14 protein-coding genes are annotated in these 18,366 nt (G+C 70.2%); 2 read left to right on the forward strand and 12 right to left on the reverse strand.

Going from position 1 to position 18,366, the window contains the following annotated elements; translation table 11 throughout:
• Nucleotides 1-44: 44 nt before the first annotated feature.
• Both ACYVD5_RS25520 and ACYVD5_RS25525 read right to left on the reverse strand, forming a co-directional pair.
• Entirely contained in the window at nucleotides 45-722 is a 678-nt protein-coding gene (locus ACYVD5_RS25520; RefSeq protein WP_461003690.1) for a response regulator, read from the reverse strand.
• Nucleotides 719-2,206, reverse strand: a complete 1,488-nt coding sequence (locus tag ACYVD5_RS25525; protein WP_461003691.1) for a histidine kinase — start codon at nucleotides 2,204-2,206, stop codon at nucleotides 719-721. Before ACYVD5_RS25525 ends, ACYVD5_RS25520 begins: the two co-directional genes overlap by 4 nt.
• Nucleotides 2,207-2,373: 167 nt before the next feature.
• Here ACYVD5_RS25525 and ACYVD5_RS25530 point away from each other — a divergent pair, with 167 nt between their 5' ends.
• Complete coding sequence (locus ACYVD5_RS25530) at nucleotides 2,374-2,946, forward strand: hypothetical protein (protein ID WP_461003692.1); 573 nt, start codon at nucleotides 2,374-2,376, stop codon at nucleotides 2,944-2,946.
• A 55-nt stretch (nucleotides 2,947-3,001) separates the two neighbouring features.
• On the opposite strand, the gene ACYVD5_RS25535 is transcribed toward ACYVD5_RS25530, so the two are convergent.
• From ACYVD5_RS25535 to metH, 7 genes are all read right to left on the reverse strand, one after another.
• Nucleotides 3,002-4,825, reverse strand: coding sequence for a dipeptide ABC transporter ATP-binding protein (locus ACYVD5_RS25535; protein ID WP_461003693.1), 1,824 nt, complete (start codon nucleotides 4,823-4,825; stop codon nucleotides 3,002-3,004).
• Nucleotides 4,826-4,906: 81 nt separating this feature from the next.
• Nucleotides 4,907-5,923 (reverse strand): ABC transporter permease, encoded by a 1,017-nt coding sequence (locus ACYVD5_RS25540; protein WP_461003694.1) that lies wholly within the window; start codon nucleotides 5,921-5,923, stop codon nucleotides 4,907-4,909.
• Between the two features lie 133 nt (nucleotides 5,924-6,056).
• Nucleotides 6,057-7,805 carry an ABC transporter substrate-binding protein gene (locus tag ACYVD5_RS25545; RefSeq protein WP_461003695.1) on the reverse strand — a complete coding sequence of 583 codons (1,749 nt, stop codon included), beginning with the start codon at nucleotides 7,803-7,805 and terminating at the stop codon, nucleotides 6,057-6,059.
• Between the two features lie 79 nt (nucleotides 7,806-7,884).
• Nucleotides 7,885-8,883, reverse strand: coding sequence for an ABC transporter permease (locus ACYVD5_RS25550; protein ID WP_461003696.1), 999 nt, complete (start codon nucleotides 8,881-8,883; stop codon nucleotides 7,885-7,887).
• A gap of 772 nt (nucleotides 8,884-9,655) precedes the next feature.
• A complete protein-coding gene (locus ACYVD5_RS25555; protein ID WP_461003697.1) occupies nucleotides 9,656-10,183 on the reverse strand; it encodes a cellulose synthase in 528 nt (175 codons plus the stop codon).
• Between the two features lie 117 nt (nucleotides 10,184-10,300).
• On the reverse strand, nucleotides 10,301-10,966 hold the full coding sequence (locus ACYVD5_RS25560) for an HAD family hydrolase (protein WP_461003698.1): 666 nt from the start codon (nucleotides 10,964-10,966) through the stop codon (nucleotides 10,301-10,303).
• Nucleotides 10,963-14,430: a methionine synthase gene (metH, locus tag ACYVD5_RS25565; protein ID WP_461003699.1), complete on the reverse strand. Its 3,468-nt coding sequence runs from the start codon at nucleotides 14,428-14,430 to the stop codon at nucleotides 10,963-10,965. Before metH ends, ACYVD5_RS25560 begins: the two co-directional genes overlap by 4 nt.
• Nucleotides 14,431-14,780: 350 nt before the next feature.
• Between metH and ACYVD5_RS25570 the strand changes: the two genes are divergently transcribed.
• Nucleotides 14,781-15,626, forward strand: a complete 846-nt coding sequence (locus ACYVD5_RS25570; RefSeq protein ID WP_461003700.1) for a PAC2 family protein — start codon at nucleotides 14,781-14,783, stop codon at nucleotides 15,624-15,626.
• 245 nt (nucleotides 15,627-15,871) lie between these two features.
• On the opposite strand, the gene ACYVD5_RS25575 is transcribed toward ACYVD5_RS25570, so the two are convergent.
• The 3 genes from ACYVD5_RS25575 to ACYVD5_RS25585 form a co-directional block, all read right to left on the reverse strand.
• Complete coding sequence (locus ACYVD5_RS25575) at nucleotides 15,872-16,288, reverse strand: ABATE domain-containing protein (RefSeq protein ID WP_461003701.1); 417 nt, start codon at nucleotides 16,286-16,288, stop codon at nucleotides 15,872-15,874.
• A 231-nt stretch (nucleotides 16,289-16,519) separates the two neighbouring features.
• Nucleotides 16,520-17,755, reverse strand: coding sequence for a cysteine--1-D-myo-inosityl 2-amino-2-deoxy-alpha-D-glucopyranoside ligase (gene mshC / locus ACYVD5_RS25580; RefSeq protein ID WP_461003702.1), 1,236 nt, complete (start codon nucleotides 17,753-17,755; stop codon nucleotides 16,520-16,522).
• Between the two features lie 170 nt (nucleotides 17,756-17,925).
• The gene (locus tag ACYVD5_RS25585; RefSeq protein ID WP_461003703.1) at nucleotides 17,926-18,192 is read right to left on the reverse strand and encodes a hypothetical protein; all 267 of its coding nucleotides are present in this window, start codon (nucleotides 18,190-18,192) and stop codon (nucleotides 17,926-17,928) included.
• Nucleotides 18,193-18,366: the final 174 nt, after the last annotated feature.

An 18,366-nucleotide genomic window follows, 5' to 3' on the forward strand; every position in this document is an offset into this window, starting at 1 on the left:
CGCTGGGACCCTGACGCGTTTGCCCGCGCCGCCGCCCGCGGCGGCTACGGGGTGAGGCCGAGTTCCTGGGCGGCGATGGCGGCCTGGACGCGGCTGCGGAGGTCGAGTTTTGCCAGGATGCGGCTGACGTGGGTCTTGGCCGTGGTCTCGGTGATGCCCAGCCGCCGGGCGAGCTGCCGGTTGGACAGGCCCTCGCCGACGCAGGCGAGCACCTCCCGTTCGCGCGGGGTCAGCTCGGCGAACGCCGCCGCGGGTATGTCGACGCGCCCGGGACCGGCGCCCGCTCCGGGGGCCGCCCCGTTGCCGGGCGCGCCGGCGAACTCTTCGATGAGGCGCCGCGTGACCGCGGGCGCGATCATCCCCTCGCCGCGGGCGACCACCCGCACCGACTCGGTCAGGGTGTCGGCCTCGATGTTCTTGAGCAGGAATCCCGCCGCTCCGGCGCGCAACGCGCCGAAGACGTACTCGTCGAGGTCGAAGGTCGTCAGGATGAGCACGTCGGTGCCCGTGCCGGTGAGTTCGCGGGTTGCGGTGATGCCGTCCTTGCGCGGCATGCGCACATCCATCAGCACCAGGTCGCAGCCGGTGCGCCGGGCGGCGGCCACCGCCTCCTCCCCGTCGGCGGCCTCTGCGGCGACCTCGATATCGGGGGCCGCCTCCAGGATCATCACCAGCCCCGCCCGGACCGCCCACTGGTCCTCGGCCACCACCACCCGGATCATCGCGCCGCTCCCCTGTCCGCGCCGGAGTCGCCGCCGGCCGCCTCGTCTTCGTCCCCGGCTTCGTTTCCGTTCCCGGCGCTACCGGCGCGGGTGCCGGTACCGGTGGCGTCCGGCCGTTCCGCGGGCTGCAGCGGTACCTCGGCCCGCACCTGCCAGACCCGTGCGCCGTGCGGCCCGGGTGCGCACGGGCCGGCGCTGAACCGCCCGCCCAGCAGGAGCATGCGCTCGCGCATGCCGGCCAGTCCCGCACCCGCACCGTGTCCGTCCAGCAGCCGCGCAGGCTGCTCCGCCGCCCCCGCGGCGCCGTTCGCGGCGACACCGTTGCGCACCGTCAGAACCAACTGTTCGCCGCCTGCGGCATCCTGTCCGCCTTGCCCCTCTTGCCGGCCCGGTCCACCGTGTCCGCCGTGTCCGCCCCGGCCGTCCGATCCGTCCGGTTCGCCCGCGCCGTCGCCGTAGTCCACGGAGACCTCGACGCGCATCGGATCGGCGTAGCGCAGCGCGTTGGTGAGCGACTCCTGCAGCACTCGGTAGGCGGCGGCGTCGGTGTTGGCGGGCAGTTCGCGCACCCGCCCCGACCAGGCAACCGATACCTCCAGCCCGGCCTCGCGGGCGTTGGCGAACAGCCGGTCGGCGTCGCGGAGCCGGGGCGTGACGGCCTCGGCCTCCGGGTTGTCCTCGGAGCCGCGCAGCACCTGGATCATGGACCGCATCTCGGTGAGCCCGTGCAGGCTGCTGTCGCGGATCACCGCGAGAATGCGGCGCACCCGCTCAGGGTCAAGGTCGCGCATCGACAGCGCCGCGGTCGATTGGACGGCAACGGCGCTGAGGTGGTTGGCGACCACGTCGTGCAGCTCGCGCGCCACCCGGCCGCGCTCCTCGGCCACGGCGCTGCGGCGGTCCAGCTCGGCCATCCGCTCGATCTGGCGCGCCCGCTCACGCTCCAACGCGGTGCGCAGGCGGTGCTCGCGCACGCTCAATCCGCTGATCACCGGGCTGCCGACGATCAGCACGTACAGCCCCAGCATCTGCACGACCAGCAGCGGCCCGCCGGGCATGGCTCCGTTGACGAGTGCCGCCACGAGCAGCACGAACAGGACGGCCCCGACCCCGCACACGGCCGCCAGCAGCCCGTAGGCGGCTCTGCGCCGCCCCCACACGCTCACCGCGTACAGCGCGTCGCCGTAGTTGATCAGCACTCCCCAGGACGGACCCACCGAGGCGTCGGCCAGCACGACCAGGGTCGCCGCCACCGCGACCGCGGTTGGGGCGGTGCGCCGGAAGACCACCAGGACACAGCTCAGGGCGAGGGTGGCCAGCAGCCACCGCGGGTCGGCGCCGTCGCGGGGGGTGTAGGCGCCCACGTGCCACAGCACCAGTCCCATTCCGAACAGGAACGCGGCCCACAGCGCGCTGCCGAGAAAAGCCCGGCCGCCGAGGATGGGGCGGTCGAGCAGCTCGCGGCGCGGCAGTCGTACTCTCACGGTTCCCATCTCAGCACGTCGCGGGTGCGGGCGCGTACATCGAAGGTGGTAGCGCGATCTCCCCGGTTCCGACGATCCGCCGGATGGGGGGCCTCCCGCATGCTGGTGGCCGTCGGGTTCCGGTTCCCCGGGACCGGCGAGTGCGATCGGCGGGAGGACGGGAAACGATGATCACCGGTGTGATCCTGGGCGTCGAGGCGCTGTTCTGGATCTTCGTGGCGGGCGGATTGGCCGCCCGCTACCTGCTGCGGGCGCGGCGGCTGAGCACCGTCATGCTGCTGCTGGTACCGGTTCTGGACGTGGTGCTGCTGGCGGTGATCGCCGTCCACCTGAGCATGGGCGGCACCGCCGACGCCTCCCACGGCTTCGGTGCCCTGTACCTGGGCTTCACCGTCGCCTATGGGCACAGTGTCATCCAGTGGGCGGACGTGCGCTTCGCACACCGCTTCGTCGGCGGCCCTCCGCCGCAGCGCCCGCCCAAGAAGGGGCCGGCGGCGGTGCGGCGCGAGGCGGTGGCGTGGCTGCGCTGCGTCGCGGCGTGTGCGATCGGCGCCGTCGTGCTGGGCGGGTTGACCCTGTTCATCGGCGACCCCGAGCGCACCGCGGAGCTGCAGAGCTCGTTCGGGATCGTGCGCGTGGTGCTGATCGTGCACACGGTTGTCTCGGTGTGGGACATAGTCAGCGCACTGTCGGGTTCGAAGGGCCGCGACGAGGAGCGCAGCGAGGCGGTGGGCGGCTGAGCGGGGGCGGGCGCGCGGGAGGCCGGTGCCCCCGCGCGCCCGCCCCGGCCGCCAGCTACACCTTTGCCGTTGCGGGTCGGCGGCGCAGCTCGGCGCGCTGGGCGCGGTGCCGCTTGGCCTCGACGGGGTCGAGGACCGGAGCGGCGGCCAGCAGCTCGCGGGTGTAGTCGTGCTGGGGCGCCTCGTAGACGGCGTCGCTGTCGTTGAGCTCGACGACCTCCCCCTTGCGCATGACCGCCACCCGGTCGCTGACCTGGCGCACCACCGCCAGGTCGTGGGCGACGAAGATGTAGGTCAGATCGAAGTCGTCCTGCAGCTCGTCGAGGAGCCGCAGCACCTGGTCCTGGGTCGAGACGTCCAGGGCCGACACCGGCTCGTCGCAGATCACCAGTTTGGGCTGCAGGATCAGTGCCCGCGCGATGGCGATGCGCTGGCGCTGCCCGCCGGAGAACGCATGCGGGAACCGGTTGTAGTGCGCGGCCTCCAGCCCGACCCGCTCCAGCAGGTCCTGGACCTTGCGCTGGATCTCCTTGGTGTTGGTCTCGCCCTGCACCCGCAGTCCCGCCCCGATGGTGTCGCCGATGGTGACACGCGGGTTCAGCGACGAGTACGGGTTCTGGAAGATCATCTGGATGTCGCGGCGCAGCGGGCGCAGTTTGCGCTCGGGCAGCTTGGTGATGTCGCGGCCCTCGAAGACGATCTGGCCGTCGGTGGGGGTCAGCAGCCGGGTGATCATCCGCGACAGGGTGCTCTTGCCGGAGCCGGACTCGCCGACGACTCCCAGGGTCTCGCCCTGCTGCAGGTCGAAGGAGACGTCGTCGACCGCGTAGAAGTCAGTGGCGCGCCCCATCAGGCCGCCGCGGACCTTGAACCGCATGCGGGCGTTGCGGACCGACAGCAGCGGACCGTCATCGGTCTCGGCCGTCTTCTCCGGTTTGGCGGTGGCCCCGGTGCGCCCGCCGGCGGACCCGGGTGCGGCGGCGCGCTGGCGGGCCCGCTGCGCCGTCTGGGCCTGTTCGCCCATCTCGGCCGAGACGGGCTGGTCGCGTTCGGCGCGGACCTGGGCGCGGCGCTGCGCGCGCGAGATGTCCACCCGCGGCACCGCGGCCAGCAGCGACTTCGTGTAGGCGTCCTCCGGCGCGGAGAGCACCTGGCGCACGTCGCCGCGTTCGACGACGCGGCCCTTCTGCATCACCAGGACCTGGTCGACCGAGCCGGCCACCACCGCGAGGTCGTGGCTGACCAGGATCAGCGACATGCCCAGGTCGTTGCGCAGGTCGTCGAGCAGGTCGAGGATCTGGGCCTGTACCGTGACGTCCAGTGCGGTGGTGATCTCGTCGGCCAGCAGCACCGTCGGATCGCACATCAGCCCCATGGCGATCAGCGCGCGCTGGCGCATACCGCCGGAGAACTCGTGCGGGTAGGAGTTGATGCGCTTGGCGGCGTTGGGGATGCCCACCCGGTCCAGGGACTCCACCGCGCGCTTGCGGGCGTCGGCGTTGGAGGTGTCGGGGCGGTGGACCTTGAGTGCCTCGACGAGCTGGTTGCCGATGGTGTACTGCGGGTGCAGCGACGACATCGGGTCCTGGAAGACCATGGCGATGTCGTTGCCGCGCATGCTGCGGACCTCGGCGTCGCTCGCGGTGTTCAGGTTCTTGCCGACGACGGTGATGTCGCCGGTGACCTCGGCGTTGGTGCCGCGGTGCAGCCCCATCAGCGACAGGGAGGTGGCGCTCTTGCCCGAGCCGGACTCCCCGACGATGCCCACCGCCCCTCCGGACGGCACGTCGAAGGAGAGCCCGTCGACAGCGGTGAGCCGCCCCTCCAGGGTGGGGAACGTGATCCGCAGATCGCTGACGCTGACGACCGGATCGGTCATGGCCGCCTCACCTTCGGTTCGGTTGGCCCCTGCGGGCGGGTTTGCAGAATTCGGCGCGGAACTCGACATGGTGGCGGCCCCTCAAGCGCCCACGCGCACGCGCGGGTCGACCCAGGCGTAGAGCATGTCGACGATCAGGTTGCAGATGACGACGAACACCGCGGTGAACATGGTGACGCCCAGGACCACCGGCAGGTCGTTGCCGCGGATCGCATCCACGGCGAACTTGCCCAGCCCCGGCAGCGAGAACGTGCTCTCGGTCAGCACCGCACCGCCCAGCATCAGGCCGAAGTCCAGGCCGAAGATGGTGATGATCGGGGTCAGCGCGGCGCGCAGGCCGTGCTTGGTGACCACCTTGCGTCCGGCCAGCCCTTTGGCGCGGGCGGTGCGGATGAAGTCTTCGCCCATGGTGTCGAGCATTCCGGCCCGGGTGAGCCGCGCGTACATGGCGGCGTAGAGGAAAGCCAGGGTGACCCAGGGCAGGACCAGCCCGTGCGCCCAGGCCAGCGGGTTCTCCGTGAAGGCCGTGTAGCTGCCGCCCGGCGGGAAGATCGGCAGGTAGTAGCTCAGCAGCGCCAGCGAGACCAGGCCGGTGAAGAAAATGGGCAGCGAAACGCCGGCCAGCGCGGTCATCATCGTGATGCGGTCCAGCAGCGACCCGCGGCGCAGCGCGGAGAGCACGCCGATGGACACCCCGGCCACCAGCCAGATCACCGCTGCGCCGATCGCCAGCGAACCGGTCACCGGTAGCCGGTCGAGCAGCTGCGGCCACACTTCGGTGTTGGTCTTGAAGGAGTAGCCGAAGCACGGTGCGTCGCAGCGGATGACGTCGGTGCCGCTGTCGTAGTCCTGGCCCATCACCAGACCGGAGACGAACTCCCAGTACTGCACGGTGATCGGTTCGTCCAGGTTCAGCCGGTCCTTGACCGCGGCGATCGCCTCAGGGCTGGGCGACTTGCCGATGTAGCGGGCCGCCAGGCCGTCGGAGTCGATACCCGCAAGGCGCGGTACCAGGAAGAAGATCGCGAACACGACCATCGTGACCACGAGCAGCAGGACGACGCCCGCAGCCAGGCGGCGGAAAATGTATGGGATCACAGCGGGCGGCCGAAGCCTTCACCTGCCTTGCTTCACGAGTGAGGAATGCCGGGGGTGCGGGGCGGCGTGCGGCCGGCCCCGCACCCGTTAGAGGCGGGGGCCGGCCCCGCTGCGGGGGCCGGCCGGGCCGTGCCTAGTTCTGCTCCAGCCCCAGCGCGGCGTAGTCGTACATCTTGTACGCCTCGCTGAAGTAGACGTTGCTCAGGCCCTCGGGCCGGTAGAGCAGCGCCTTCTGGTTCAGGTAGGGCAGGAGCGTCGCCGACTCCATGGCGAGCGAGTCGACCTGGGAGTACATCTCCTCGCGGGAAGCGGGGTCCTCCGTCGTGGCGGACTCGTCGAGCAGCTTGTTGATCTCGGGGTCGTCCAACTCGGACAGGTTCGAGTTGCCGGCCGGCTTGATCGAGTCGCCGTGCATGATCTGGGAAAGGAAGCCGTAGCCGGAGGGCCAGTCGGCACCCCAGCCGTAAGCCATGATGCCCAGCTCTTCGCGCTTGACGAACTCGGGGGATCCGGCCTGCTCGCTGGTGTAGCTGCCGGCCGGGTAGCCCTTGAGGTTGGTCTCGATGCCGTACTTCTTCAGCGCCTGCTGCAGGGCCTCGGCGGCCTTCTTCTCCTTGTCGCGGTCCGAGCGGTAGGCGATGTTGGTGGAGAAGCCGTCGGCCATGCCGCACTCTTCGAGGCTCTGCTTGACCTTCTTCTCCGAACCCTTGTGGCCCTTGGTGCCGTAGGGGTCGATCTCCTTGTAGCCCGGGATGGAGGGCGGGAGCATGCTGGTGGCGATGTCGCCTGCGATGGAACCGCCCCAGGCGCCCTGCATGGCGGTCTTGTCGGCGCCGTAGAGGATGGCCTCGCGGCAGGCCTTGTCGTCGAACGGCTTGATGTTGGGGTTGATCGCGAAGTACAGCTTGAAGCCGGTCTGCGGGTTGTCCGCGTTGGCCTTGAGCTGGTCGTCGCGCAGGATGTCCTGGCGCGCGGACGCCTCGACGCCCAGGCCGGCGACGTCGACGTGCAGGTCGCCGTTGATCAGGCGCTTGTCCCGGTCGTTCTCCTCCTGCTTCCACTTCACCTGGACCTTGTCCGGGCGGTTGCGGGTCAGGGGGTCGGTCTCGGGGTCGTACTCCTCGTTGCGCACCAGCGTGAGCTGCTGGCCGGGGGTCCACTTGCCGTCGAACTTGTACGGGCCGCTGGAGACGACCTCGGTCTGGTACTGGTCGCCGGTGTCGGCGTCGGCGGGGACCGGCGCGGTCTGCGGCATGGCGGCCAGGTAGTCGAACTCCGAGAACGGCTCCTTGAGGTGGAACTCAAGGGTGCGGTCGTCGGGGGTGGTGATACCGGTGAAGTTGTCGAGGTCGTCGTCCTCGTAGGGGCCCTTGTAGTCACCCGCGTCCAGGTGCTGGAAGAAGTAGTTGGGGCCCTTGTTCAGGATGTCGGGGGCGAAGTTGCTCCGCGCCACGGCGTACTTGACGTCCTCGGAGGTGATCTCGGAGCCGTCCTCGAACTTCAGCCCTTCCTTGAGGGTGTAAGTCCAGGTCAGTCCGTCGTCGCTGACCTTGCCGAGGTCTTCGGCCATGTCGGGCACAAGTTCCAGGCCGGCCTGCCCGGGCTCCTGCTTGTAGGTCACCAGGGTGCGCGCGTAGTGGCGCGTGAAGTCCCAGTTGGCGGCGTAGTAGGTGTTTCCGGGGTCCAGCGAGTCGAACTGGTCGGAGTGGGCGTACTTGAGGGTGCCGCCTTTCTCCGTTCCCTTGTCGACGATGCTGGTGATGGCGGAGTCATCGACGGAGACGTCGCTGCCGCCCTCCTGGTTGCCGCCCCCGCCACAGGCGGTCAGCAGCATCGCCACCGATGTGCCGGCGGCGGCGAGGCCTAGCCATTTCTTGCTCACTGGCGTTTGCCTTTCTCTACGCGAACAGTGGTGCGGGGCACCGATCGGGTGCTCGGACACCGGGGTGGGATCCGTGGGGTCAGGATTGGGTGCGGGGGTCGAGCGCATCGCGCAGACCGTCGCCGAAGAGGTTGAACGCCAGCACCGTCAGGAAGATCGCCAGCCCGGGGGCCAGCATGAAGTTCGGTGCGGAGTCGTAGTAGTCGACCGCTTCGGACAGCATGCCGCCCCAGGTGGCCGTGGGCGGCTCGACGCCGACGCCGAGGAAGGACAGCGCGGCCTCGAAGAGGATGTTGGTGGGGATCAGCAGCGTCGAGTACACCAGGATCGGCGCCACCAGGTTGGGCAGCAGCTCCTTGCGCAGGATGTAGAAGTTGCTCGCACCCAGGCTGCGGGAGGCCTCGACGAATTCGCGTTCGCGCAGGCTCAGGGTCTGGCCGCGGATGATGCGACCGATGTAGGGCCAGTTGAAGAACCCGATGATGAACACCAGGATCGCGATGCGCAGTGCGTTGTCCTGCAGGCCGAATGCGGCGTCGGGCAGCACGCCCACCAGCGCCATGGCGAACAGCAGCAGCGGGAACGCCAGGAAGATGTCCATGAGGCGGCTGATGAAGGCGTCGACCAGTCCGCCGAAGTAGCCGGCGATGATGCCCATGATCGTGCCGATGACCACCGAGACCATGGTGGCCAGGAACCCGATGAGCATTGAGATCCGGGCGCCGTAGACGATGCGGCTGAAGATGTCGCGGCCGGTGACCGGCTCGACGCCGAACAGGTACTCGCCGCTGATCCCGCCCATGGCACCCATCGGGGTACCCAGCGCGGCATCGATGGTCTCGCGGTTCCACTGGTTGGGCGGATGCCCCAGCAAGCTGACGATCACCGGGGCGAAGATCGCCACCAGTGCCATCAGGGCGACGAACGACCCGCCGGTCATGGCGACCTTGTCCTTGCGCAGCCGCATCCAGGCGATCTGCCCCAGGGAGCGACCGCGGTCGCGCGCGCCACTGGTCTTGGCGATCGCGTCGGGCTGGGCCTCTTCGGCCGCCCCCGGTACATCCAAAGGCGCGGTCATAGCACCACTTCTCCCCCACTAGTCCCGCTCTGTGCGGCGGCACAGTTCTCCGTTCGGGACGCCGGAGATAACCGGCGCGCCCGTGCGACGGCGCGACCGGTGTGCGCGCACGCCTGGATCCGCGTTGGCATGCAGCAAGGAGGGTGTCCCCACTGCCCGCGTATGGCGGATAAGGCCGCCGAACCCGCTAAACCGTGGACATATGCACCGTTACCGCGGGTCCAACGCGGCACGGCGATTAATGTACGCCGCGATACAGCACCGAACGTCCAGTTCTCGGCGATGTGTCCCAATCGTGACGAGAGCACCACTTATCCGTCACTTGGCGTGACATGACGCTGCGCACGCGCATCAGGACCGAGTGTGCATCACATCAGGGAACGGGATTCCACGGCACGCCCAGGTCGGGGATTCATTACAGCCTGAGCCCATAATAAACGGAAAATAAAGACAAACATGACGTTGGCCAGGTAAATTTCCAACGTCAGACCGCTGTACCGCGGGGCGGAAACACTCCTGTAACCGCGGGGGCAGCCGCGAAATCTCCGCGCAACGGCAATTGCACACGGTAATGGGACGCACGGGACTCGTGCGGCACCGCCGGGATGCGCTCGGCGGCCGCTGCGGGGCCGGCGGCGGAGTACGGGAACACCTGCACACCCGCCGGCGGGCGGGTGCGGGAGGCAGGTGGGAGAGGCGGGCTCGCAATCGGCGCACAACGCCCGCCGCGCAGACGCTCGGGCCTGCGCGGCGGGCCGCTGCGCTTCGGCGGTTACTCGATCCCGTGCTTGCGCAGCAGGTCCTCGATGTCGCTGAGGTCGTCGCCGGCCGCTTGGCCGCCCTGGTCCTGCTTCGACTGCTTCGACTGCTTGGCCTGCTCGGGTTGCCTGGCCTGCTGGGGCTGGGCCGCCTCAGCGCCACCGGTGGCAATGCCGCCGGCCGGGCGGGCGCCCTGCTCGGCCGCAGCGGGCCCACCGCTCTTGCGCACACCCACGCCGCGTGCCCGCATGACGCCCGAAACGACCCACAACACCACCGCCAGGGCCGCCACTGCGACGCCGCCCCACACGATGGGGTTGAATACCAGGGAGACGAAGAAACCGACGAGGTCGCCCACGAGCGACCACACGATCGTCATGAGCCCCATCAGCCCGGCGGCCAGCGGCAGCAGCGACCACGCGACACCGCGCAGCCCCGAGGCGGCACCCCGGCGGCGCCAGACCACCCACGAGATGAGCAGCCCCACAACGGTGAGGGCGGCTCCCAGCATCGGACCTGCCACGGGCAACTGTTCCTGCATGTCTCCAGTCTTGCATCCGCGTCCAGCCCCGCACATCGGGCGAGTCCCCTAGGGTTCCGCCCACCGCAGCGGGAGCGGTTCGCCGCGGGCGGCGTTTCGCGCAGTAGCGGGTCGCGGTCAGCCCGCGGCCAGGGCCTCGATCCAAGCCATGTCCACGCCCACCAGCGACTCCAGCACACTCAGCCGGCCGCCGGGGGTGAAAGCGACCTGGTCGACGACCGCCACGGTCGCGCACCCGGCCGCCAGCGCCGATGCGACCCCGACTTCGGAGTCCTCGAACGCCACACAGCGGGCGGGATCCACCTGCAGCAGCCGGGCCGCCTTGAGATAGGGGGCGGGGTCGGGCTTATTGGCCTCGACCTCGTCGCCGGCCACCGAAACGTCGAAGTTGTCGACGCCGATCGACCCGATCGCCGCTTCGACGAGGGGCCGCTGGGTCGAGGTGACCAGGGCGGAGGGGACGCGCGAATCCGACACCAGGGCAACCAGGTCCTTGGCGCCGGGGCGCAGTTCGGCGCCGCCGGCCAGCAGGCGGGCGAACTCCGCCTGCAGGCGCTCGGCGACGTCGCGCGGATCGGCCTGCGCGCCGGCCCGCTCGATCATGTAGCGGGCCACCGGGACGGCGGCGCCCCCGATGTTGCGGCGGTGGTCCTCATGGGTCCACTCGCCGCCGAGGGCGGCCGCCGTCGCCGCCTCGGCCCGCCCCCACAGGCTCTCGCTGTCGATGAGAGTTCCGTCCATGTCGAAGAGAACGGCCTGCAGGGGCGCGCCGGTGCGTGTCATACGTTGAAGTATTTGGCCTCCGGGTGATGAATGACGATCGCGTCGGTGGCCTGCTCGGGAACGAGCTGGAACTCTTCGGACAACTCGACGCCTACCCGCTCGGGCTCCAGCAGCTTCATGATCTTTGCGCGGTCCTCCAGGTCCGGGCAGGCCCCGTAGCCCAGCGCGAAGCGTGCGCCGCGGTAGCCCAGCTTGAAGAACGCCTCCAGATCCGCCGGGTCTTCGCCGGCGAAGCCGAGGTCGGCACGGATGCGGGTGTGCCAGTACTCGGCCAGCGCCTCGGTCAGCTGCACCGACAGACCGTGCAGTTCCAGGTAGTCGCGGTAGGCGTTCTTTTCGAACAGCTCCTGGGTGGCGCGGCTGATCGCCGAGCCGACCGTGACGACCTGCAACGGCAGCACGTCCAGCTCCCCCGACTCCTTGGGCCGGAAGAAGTCGGCCAGGCAGAGGTGGCGGTCGCGGCGCTGGCGCGGGAAGGTGAAGCGGGTGCGCTCGGCACCTGCCTCGTCCAGCACCACCAGGTCATCGCCCTCGCTGTAGCAGGGGAAGTACCCGTAGACCACCGCGGCCTCCAACAGGCCGTCGGTCTGGATGCGGTCCAGCCAGGCGCGCATGCGCGGCCGGCCCTCGGTCTCGACCAGCTCCTCGTAGCTGGGCCCGCCGCGCTTGGAGCCCTTCAGACCCCACTGGCCCATGAACGTGGCACGCTCATCGAGGTAGGCGGTGTAGTCGGCCAGCGGAATGCCCTTGCTGATCCGGTCGCCCCAGAACGGCGGAGTGGGCAGCGGGTTGTCGGTGGCCACATCGCTGCGGGCCGGCATGTTCTCGGGTTCGGTGACCTCGAGCTTCGCACCGCCCTTGACCTTGCGCTGGCGCAGCTCGGGAAGCTCGGCTCCCTCGACGCCCCGCTTGACCGCCATGAACGCGTCCATCAGGCGCAGGCCCTCGAACGCGTCGCGGGCGTAGCGCACCTGGCCGTCGAACTGCTCTGCGAGGTCCTGCTCCACAAAGGACCGGGTGAGTGCGGCGCCGCCCAGCAGCACCGGGTACTGCTCGGAGATCCCGCGGGAGTTCATCTCCGCGAGGTTCTCCTTCATGATCACCGTGGACTTCACCAGCAGCCCGGACATGCCGATGACATCGGCCTTCTGGTCCTCGGCGGCCTCCAGGATGGCGTTCACCGGCTGCTTGATACCGAGGTTGACCACGTCGTAGCCGTTGTTCGACAGGATGATGTCGACAAGGTTCTTGCCGATGTCGTGCACGTCGCCCTTGACGGTGGCGAGCACGATCCGGCCCTTGCCGTCGTCGTCGGACTTTTCCATGTGCGGCTCAAGGTAGGCCACGGCGGACTTCATGACCTCGGCAGACTTCAGCACGAACGGCAGCTGCATCTCGCCGGAGCCGAACAGCTCACCGACGACCTTCATCCCGGCCAGCAGCGTGTCGTTGACGATCTGCAGTGCCGGGCGCTCGGCCAGCGCGAGTTCGAGGTCGTCCTCGATACCGACCAGCTCGCCGTCGATGATGCGCCGCTCCAGCCGCTCCCACAGCGGCAGCGCCGCCAGCTCCTCGGCGCGCGAGGCCTTCATGGCCTGGGCGTCAACGCCCTCGAACAGATCCAGGAACTTGGCCAGCGGGTCGTAGTCGGCCGTGCGGTTGTCGTAGATCATGTCCAGCGCGACCTGGCGCTGTTCGTCGGGGATCCGGTTCATCGGCAGGATCTTGGACGCGTGCACGATGGCCGAGGTCAGCCCCGCTTCGACGCACTCGTGCAGAAACACGGAGTTCAGCACGATGCGCGCGGCCGGGTTGAGCCCGAACGAGAGGTTGGACAGCCCCAGCGTGGTCTGCACGCCCGGGTAGCGCCGGTTGATCTCCTTGATGGCCTCAAGGGTCTCCAGGCCGTCGCGGCGGGTCTCGTCCTGGCCGGTGGCGATGGGGAAGGTGAGGGCATCGATGATGATGTCCTCGCGGTCCATCCCCCACTCGTTGGTGAGCTCTTCGATGAGCCGCACCGCCACGCGGACCTTCCACTCGGCGGTACGCGCCTGACCGTCCTCGTCGATGGTCAGCCCCACGACAGCGGCGCCGTGCTCCATGATGACGGGCATCAGCCGCTTCATCCGCGAGTCGGGACCGTCGCCGTCCTCGTAGTTGACGGAGTTGATGACGGCCCGGCCGCCGAGGGCCTCCAGACCGGCCTCGATGACGGCGGGTTCGGTGGAGTCCAACATGATCGGCAACGTGGAGGCGGTCGCCATGCGCGAGGCGAGCTCGCGCATGTCGGCCGTGCCGTCGCGGCCGACGTAGTCGACGTTCAGGTCCAGCATGTGCGCGCCGTCGCGGATCTGGTCGCGGGCGATCTCAACGCAGTCGTCGAAGCGCTCCTCGACCATTGCCTCGCGGAACTTCTTCGAACCGTTGGCGTTGGTGCGCTCGCCCACGGCGAGGTAGCTGGTGTCCTGGCGGAACGGCACGCTCTGGTAGAGGGAGGCGGCTGCCGCCTCGGTCGCGGGGCGGCGGTCCTTGATGCCGCGCCCGCCGACCCGTTCGACGACCTGGCGCAGGTGCTCGGGCGTGGTGCCGCAGCAGCCGCCCGCGATGGTCAGGCCGAACTCGTCGGTGAAACCGTCGTGGGCGTCGGCGAGCTCGCTGGGCTGCAGCGGGTAGACCGCGCCGTCGACGCCCAGCTCAGGCAGGCCGGCGTTGGGCATGCAGGAGATGGGCCGCCGCGAGTGCTGCGCGAGGTAGCGCAGGTGCTCGCTCATCTCGGCCGGACCGGTTGCGCAGTTGATGCCGATCACGTCGATGCCGAGCGGTTCCAGGGAGGTCAGCGCGGCGCCGATCTCCGATCCCAGCAGCATGGTGCCGGTGGTTTCGATGGTGACCTGGGCGATGATGGGAATGTCGACGCCCTTGGCGCGCCGCGCACGTTGCGCGGCGACCACTGCGGCCTTGGTCTGCAGCAGGTCCTGGCAGGTCTCGACCAGGATGGCGTCGGCGCCGCCTTCGATGAGGCCGAGGTGGCACTGCTCGTAGTAGTCGCGGATGGTTGCGTAGTCGATGTGTCCGAGGGTGGGCAGTTTGGTCCCGGGCCCGGCCGAGCCCAGGATGTATCGGGGGTGGTCGGGGGTCGTGTACTCGTCGGCTACCTCGCGGGCCAGGCGCGCTCCGGCCTCGGCGAGCTCATAGGTGCGTTCGGGAATGTCGTATTCTCCGAGCGCGGCGTAGTTTGTGCCGAATGTGTTTGTCTCGACACAGTCCACGCCGACATCGAAGAAGGCCGCGTGTGTGGCGCGCACCACGTCCGGCCTCGTGACATTGAGGATCTCGTTGCAGCCTTCGAGCCCATTGAAATCATCGAGGTCGAGATCGTGGGCCTGAAGCATCGTGCCCATCGCGCCGTCAGCAACGATGACACGTTGGGCGAGGGCATCACGGAAGGAGAGTCGAGAACTCATAGTCTTCAACTGTAGTGTCGACGCTCCTTCGCCACGGGGTGCGGGGGGTGCTCCCCCGGTACGCCGCCGGTAAAAAAGCTGGTCAGAGGGCATGGAGCCGACACCGCCGAAACGTTTTCACCTCCGCCGGAATGAACGCGCAGCGTCTCGCGGTTATGCCCGCGGGCCCCGTGGCCATAGGGTGGTCATGGTCCCGCCACATAGGCGCGGCCGAGCACGGCGGCTGGTCCGCTGTCGCCGCCGCGGGCACTCGTGGTAGGGCTGGATCGCGCGTGGGCATCACGCGCGATGGACCCGACGACTTGCCCGGGCCGCCCACGCGGCGCTCGGGAAACGTGAGGAGGCGGTCAGTGACCGAGCTCGACAGCGCACCCGAGCTCGTCGAGCCTGTCATGGTTGCCGCGTTCGAGGGCTGGAACGACGCAGGCGAGGCCGCTAGCGCGGTCATCGAGCACCTGGCCTCGACTTGGGACGCCGACGAACTGCTGGCGCTGCAGCCCGACGACTACTACGACTTCCAGGTCTCGCGTCCGCGCGGCACCGTGGTCGACGGCGAGCACCGCGGTATCACCTGGCCGACCACGCGCGTCTCCGTCGCACGCCCCAAGGGCGCGCGCAACGACGTGGTGCTGGTCAGCGGCCCCGAACCCAACATGCGCTGGCGCGGGTTCGCCGGCGACCTGCTCTCGATCGCCCGCGAGCTCGGCGTGCGCCGCATCCTGCTCGTGGGAGCGCTACTCGCCGACTCCCCGCACACCCGCCCGGTCCCGGTCACCGGCAGCACCTCGCCCAGCGCGCTGCGGGGATCACTGCATCTGGAGCCCACCTCCTACGACGGCCCCACCGGCATCCTGGGCGTGCTGCACGACGCTTTCGAGTCCGCCGGGCTGGAGGCGGTTTCGCTGTGGGCGGCGGTACCGCACTACGTCGCCCAGCCGCCGTGCCCCAAGGGGACCCTGGCGCTGCTGCGCCGGGTCGAGGACGTGCTCGATCTCACCGTGCCAATGGGCGACCTGCCCGAAGAGGCGCGGGCCTGGGAACGCGGCGTCGACGAACTCGCCTCCGAGGACGAGGACATCGCCGGCTACGTGCGCAGTCTGGAAGAGGCCAAGGACGCCGCTGACCTGCCCGAGGCCACCGGCGAGGCCATTGCCCGCGAGTTCGAGCGCTACCTCAAGCGCCGGGGCCGCGGCTGAGGCTGCGGCTCAAGGGCCGCCGCAGTGGCGGGGCGGCGGCTGAGGGCCGCCGGCCGCTGCACGGCCCTTTGCGCCTCCTGCTCCGTTCGCTGCCTGCTGTTGCCGCGCTGCTGGGTTCGCTAGTCCTGTTGTTCGGCGGTTGCCGTTCTATTCGCCGTTCTGCGCCGGATCCGGCGGTTGCGGGCGCCCGTTTCCGGCTCGGGCACCGGGACCGCCGGATCGCAAGGCGGGCCGCCGATGCGGGGTCAGGCCCGGATCGACCGCCACTCGCCGGTGGCGGTGACCGACGCCCAGGCCGCTGCGATACGCGCCAGGCCGCGGCGCACCTCGTCGACGACCGCGGGCGCCAGCAACTGCAGCGGGTCCTCGGCCGGTTCCAGGCGCACGGTGACGCGCAGCCCGTCCAGGATCCGCTGGCCGCGGGCGATCGCCTCGTCGTCCGCGGCGCCGCCGGCGGCGCGCTGCAGCAGTGCCGCCATGGCGTCGCGCAGCGCGACGGCCTCTTCGAAATCGGCCAAGGTGATGGGAATGGCGCCTTCGGCCACCAAACGGCGCTCGCGCAGGAAGGCGGCGAGGTCGGCGCGGTCGGCGAGCCCGTCGCCCGTGGCGACGAACGCCTGGATCAGGGCGGCGGCGGGGGTCTGCTCTGTGGGGGTGGTCATGGTCACCATCCCACCACGGACGGCCACCTGCTTTTGACCTGCGCTGCGGCAGCGACCACAACCGGCCGCACCGACTTTTCCGACACGCCCCTACCTGAGGTGGTTCGGCGGTCGCCGTTGCCTGCGCGGCGGTAGCGCCCAGCACCCGCTGCGGCGGTGCAGCCTGCGGGCGGCGGGCGGCGGGCTGAGCCGCCGCCCGCTGCACTGGACCAGGTCAGCCGCCCCGGCCCGTCACAACCGCACGCCCAGCAGCGTGTCGGCGGTGTCGCGCATCAGCGCCGGCGCGGCCGGGTCGCCGCCGCCGTCGCTGGAGGAGGCCAGGGCACGTTCGGCCCAGTCGTCCAGGGCCGCAACCGCGGCGGCGGTGTCGAGGTCGGCCGCCAGGGCCGCGCGGACCTGCTCCAGCGCCGGCATCGCGTCGGGGCCGGCGGGCAGGTCGGCCGCTGCGCGCCAGCGCTCCAGGCGCCGCACGGCGGTGTCGAGCAGTTCCTCGCTCCACTGCCAGGCGGTGCGGTAGTGGTGCGGCAGCATGGCCAGCCGCACCGCCATTGGGTCGACCCCCCGCTTGCGCAGGGCCGAGGCGAAGACGAGGTTGCCGCGCGACTTCGACATTTTCTCGCCGTCGAGCCCGACCATGCCCACGTGCATGTAGGTGCGGGCGTGCGGACCGGAGCCGGCGGCGCAGCGCGCCTCGGCCGCTCCCATCTCGTGGTGGGGAAAGACCAGGTCGTCGCCGCCGCCGTTGATGTCGAAGCCCATACCCAGTTCGTTGAGTGAGATGGCGCTGCACTCGACGTGCCAGCCGGGGCGTCCGCGCCCCAAGTGGGTGTCCCACGCGGGCTCGCCCGGGCGCTCAGCGCGCCACAGCAGCCAGTCGAGCGGGTCCTTCTTGCCGGGGCGCTCGGGGTCGCCGCCGCGCTCGGGGAACAGTTCCAGCATCCGGTCGCGGCCGAGGCCGCTGATCTCGCCGAACTCCGCGGCCGAGGAGGCGGCGAAGTAGATGTCGCCCTCAAGCTCGTAGGCGGCGCCGGTGGCGCGGATGCGGGCGACGAAGTCGGCGATCAACTGCACGGATTCGACGACGCCCACGTAGGCGCGGGGCGGCAGGATACGCAGCGCCGCCATGTCGTCGCGGAAGACCTGGACCTCGTGTTCGGCCAGCTCCCGCCAGTCCTCGCCGTTGGCTTCGGCCCGTTCCAGCAGCGGATCGTCGACATCGGTGACGTTCTGCACATAGTCGACCCGGTGGCCGGAGTCGCGAAGCACCCGCCCCACCAGATCGAAGGTCAGATAGGTGAAGGCGTGCCCGATATGGGCGGCGTCGTAGGGCGTGATCCCGCAGACGTACATCCGGGCCGTGGGCCCGGGATCGAGGGGGCGGATTCCGCCCGAGACGGTGTCGTGGACACGGAGCGGACCGCCGTTGCCGGGCAGGCGGACGAGATCGGGAGCGGGCCATGAACGCATAGCCCGAGGATATCGGCCGCTTCGGGGGGAGATGGGGCCGGACTCACCATTATGTGTGTCGCATTGGGGCCACCGGGCGCCCCTGGACACAGGATGCGCAGGCGGGCGCAGGTCGCCCGCCCGGGCGCGGGCGGGCCCGCGGCAGGGCAGGGCGCCGACCGCACGCGGGTTCAGCTTTTGCGGTGCGGGGCGGCGATGGAGGTGACTCCGGCCACGGCCGCAAGGGCGCACAGCACGGCCAGTTCCTCGTTGCCGGCCCGCCAGTGCAGTACGCCGGCGGGAAACGCCACGACATACAGCAGCCAGTAGGAGGCCCGCTCGGCGATGCGGAACGGCCGGAGCCTGCGCACGGGGCCGGGCAGGCCGCCGCCGGGCTCGCCCGCGCCGTTGCGGCCGTGCCGGCCTTCGTGGTCGCGCCACACGCGTCTTGCCGTCACGGCGGCATCGACATCCCTTCGCCCCTCGGGCGGGCCCGCTGCCCGACCGCGCATAGCTGTGCAGGGCCGGACAGGGCCGGCTCCGGTTGGGGCCGGATGCACGGGCCCCGAACCTGGGAGACGCCCGCCGTCGGCGCGGGGTTTACCCGCGGGGAAAGCAGTGGCGGAGTGCAC

This window comes from Streptomonospora sediminis (genome assembly GCF_054778995.1).

Bases quoted from the DNA above. Each gene is read 5' to 3' on its own strand.
- metH (WP_461003699.1), bottom strand. From the start codon at position 14,430: ATGAGTTCTCGACTCTCCTTCCGTGATGCCCTCGCCCAACGTGTCATC.
- ACYVD5_RS25535 (WP_461003693.1), bottom strand. From the start codon at position 4,825: ATGACCGATCCGGTCGTCAGCGTCAGCGATCTGCGGATCACGTTCCCC.
- ACYVD5_RS25520 (WP_461003690.1), bottom strand. From the start codon at position 722: ATGATCCGGGTGGTGGTGGCCGAGGACCAGTGGGCGGTCCGGGCGGGG.
- ACYVD5_RS25555 (WP_461003697.1), bottom strand. From the start codon at position 10,183: ATGCAGGAACAGTTGCCCGTGGCAGGTCCGATGCTGGGAGCCGCCCTC.
- ACYVD5_RS25530 (WP_461003692.1), top strand. From the start codon at position 2,374: ATGATCACCGGTGTGATCCTGGGCGTCGAGGCGCTGTTCTGGATCTTC.
- mshC (WP_461003702.1), bottom strand. From the start codon at position 17,755: ATGCGTTCATGGCCCGCTCCCGATCTCGTCCGCCTGCCCGGCAACGGC.
- ACYVD5_RS25560 (WP_461003698.1), bottom strand. From the start codon at position 10,966: ATGACACGCACCGGCGCGCCCCTGCAGGCCGTTCTCTTCGACATGGAC.
- ACYVD5_RS25550 (WP_461003696.1), bottom strand. From the start codon at position 8,883: ATGACCGCGCCTTTGGATGTACCGGGGGCGGCCGAAGAGGCCCAGCCC.
- ACYVD5_RS25575 (WP_461003701.1), bottom strand. From the start codon at position 16,288: ATGACCACCCCCACAGAGCAGACCCCCGCCGCCGCCCTGATCCAGGCG.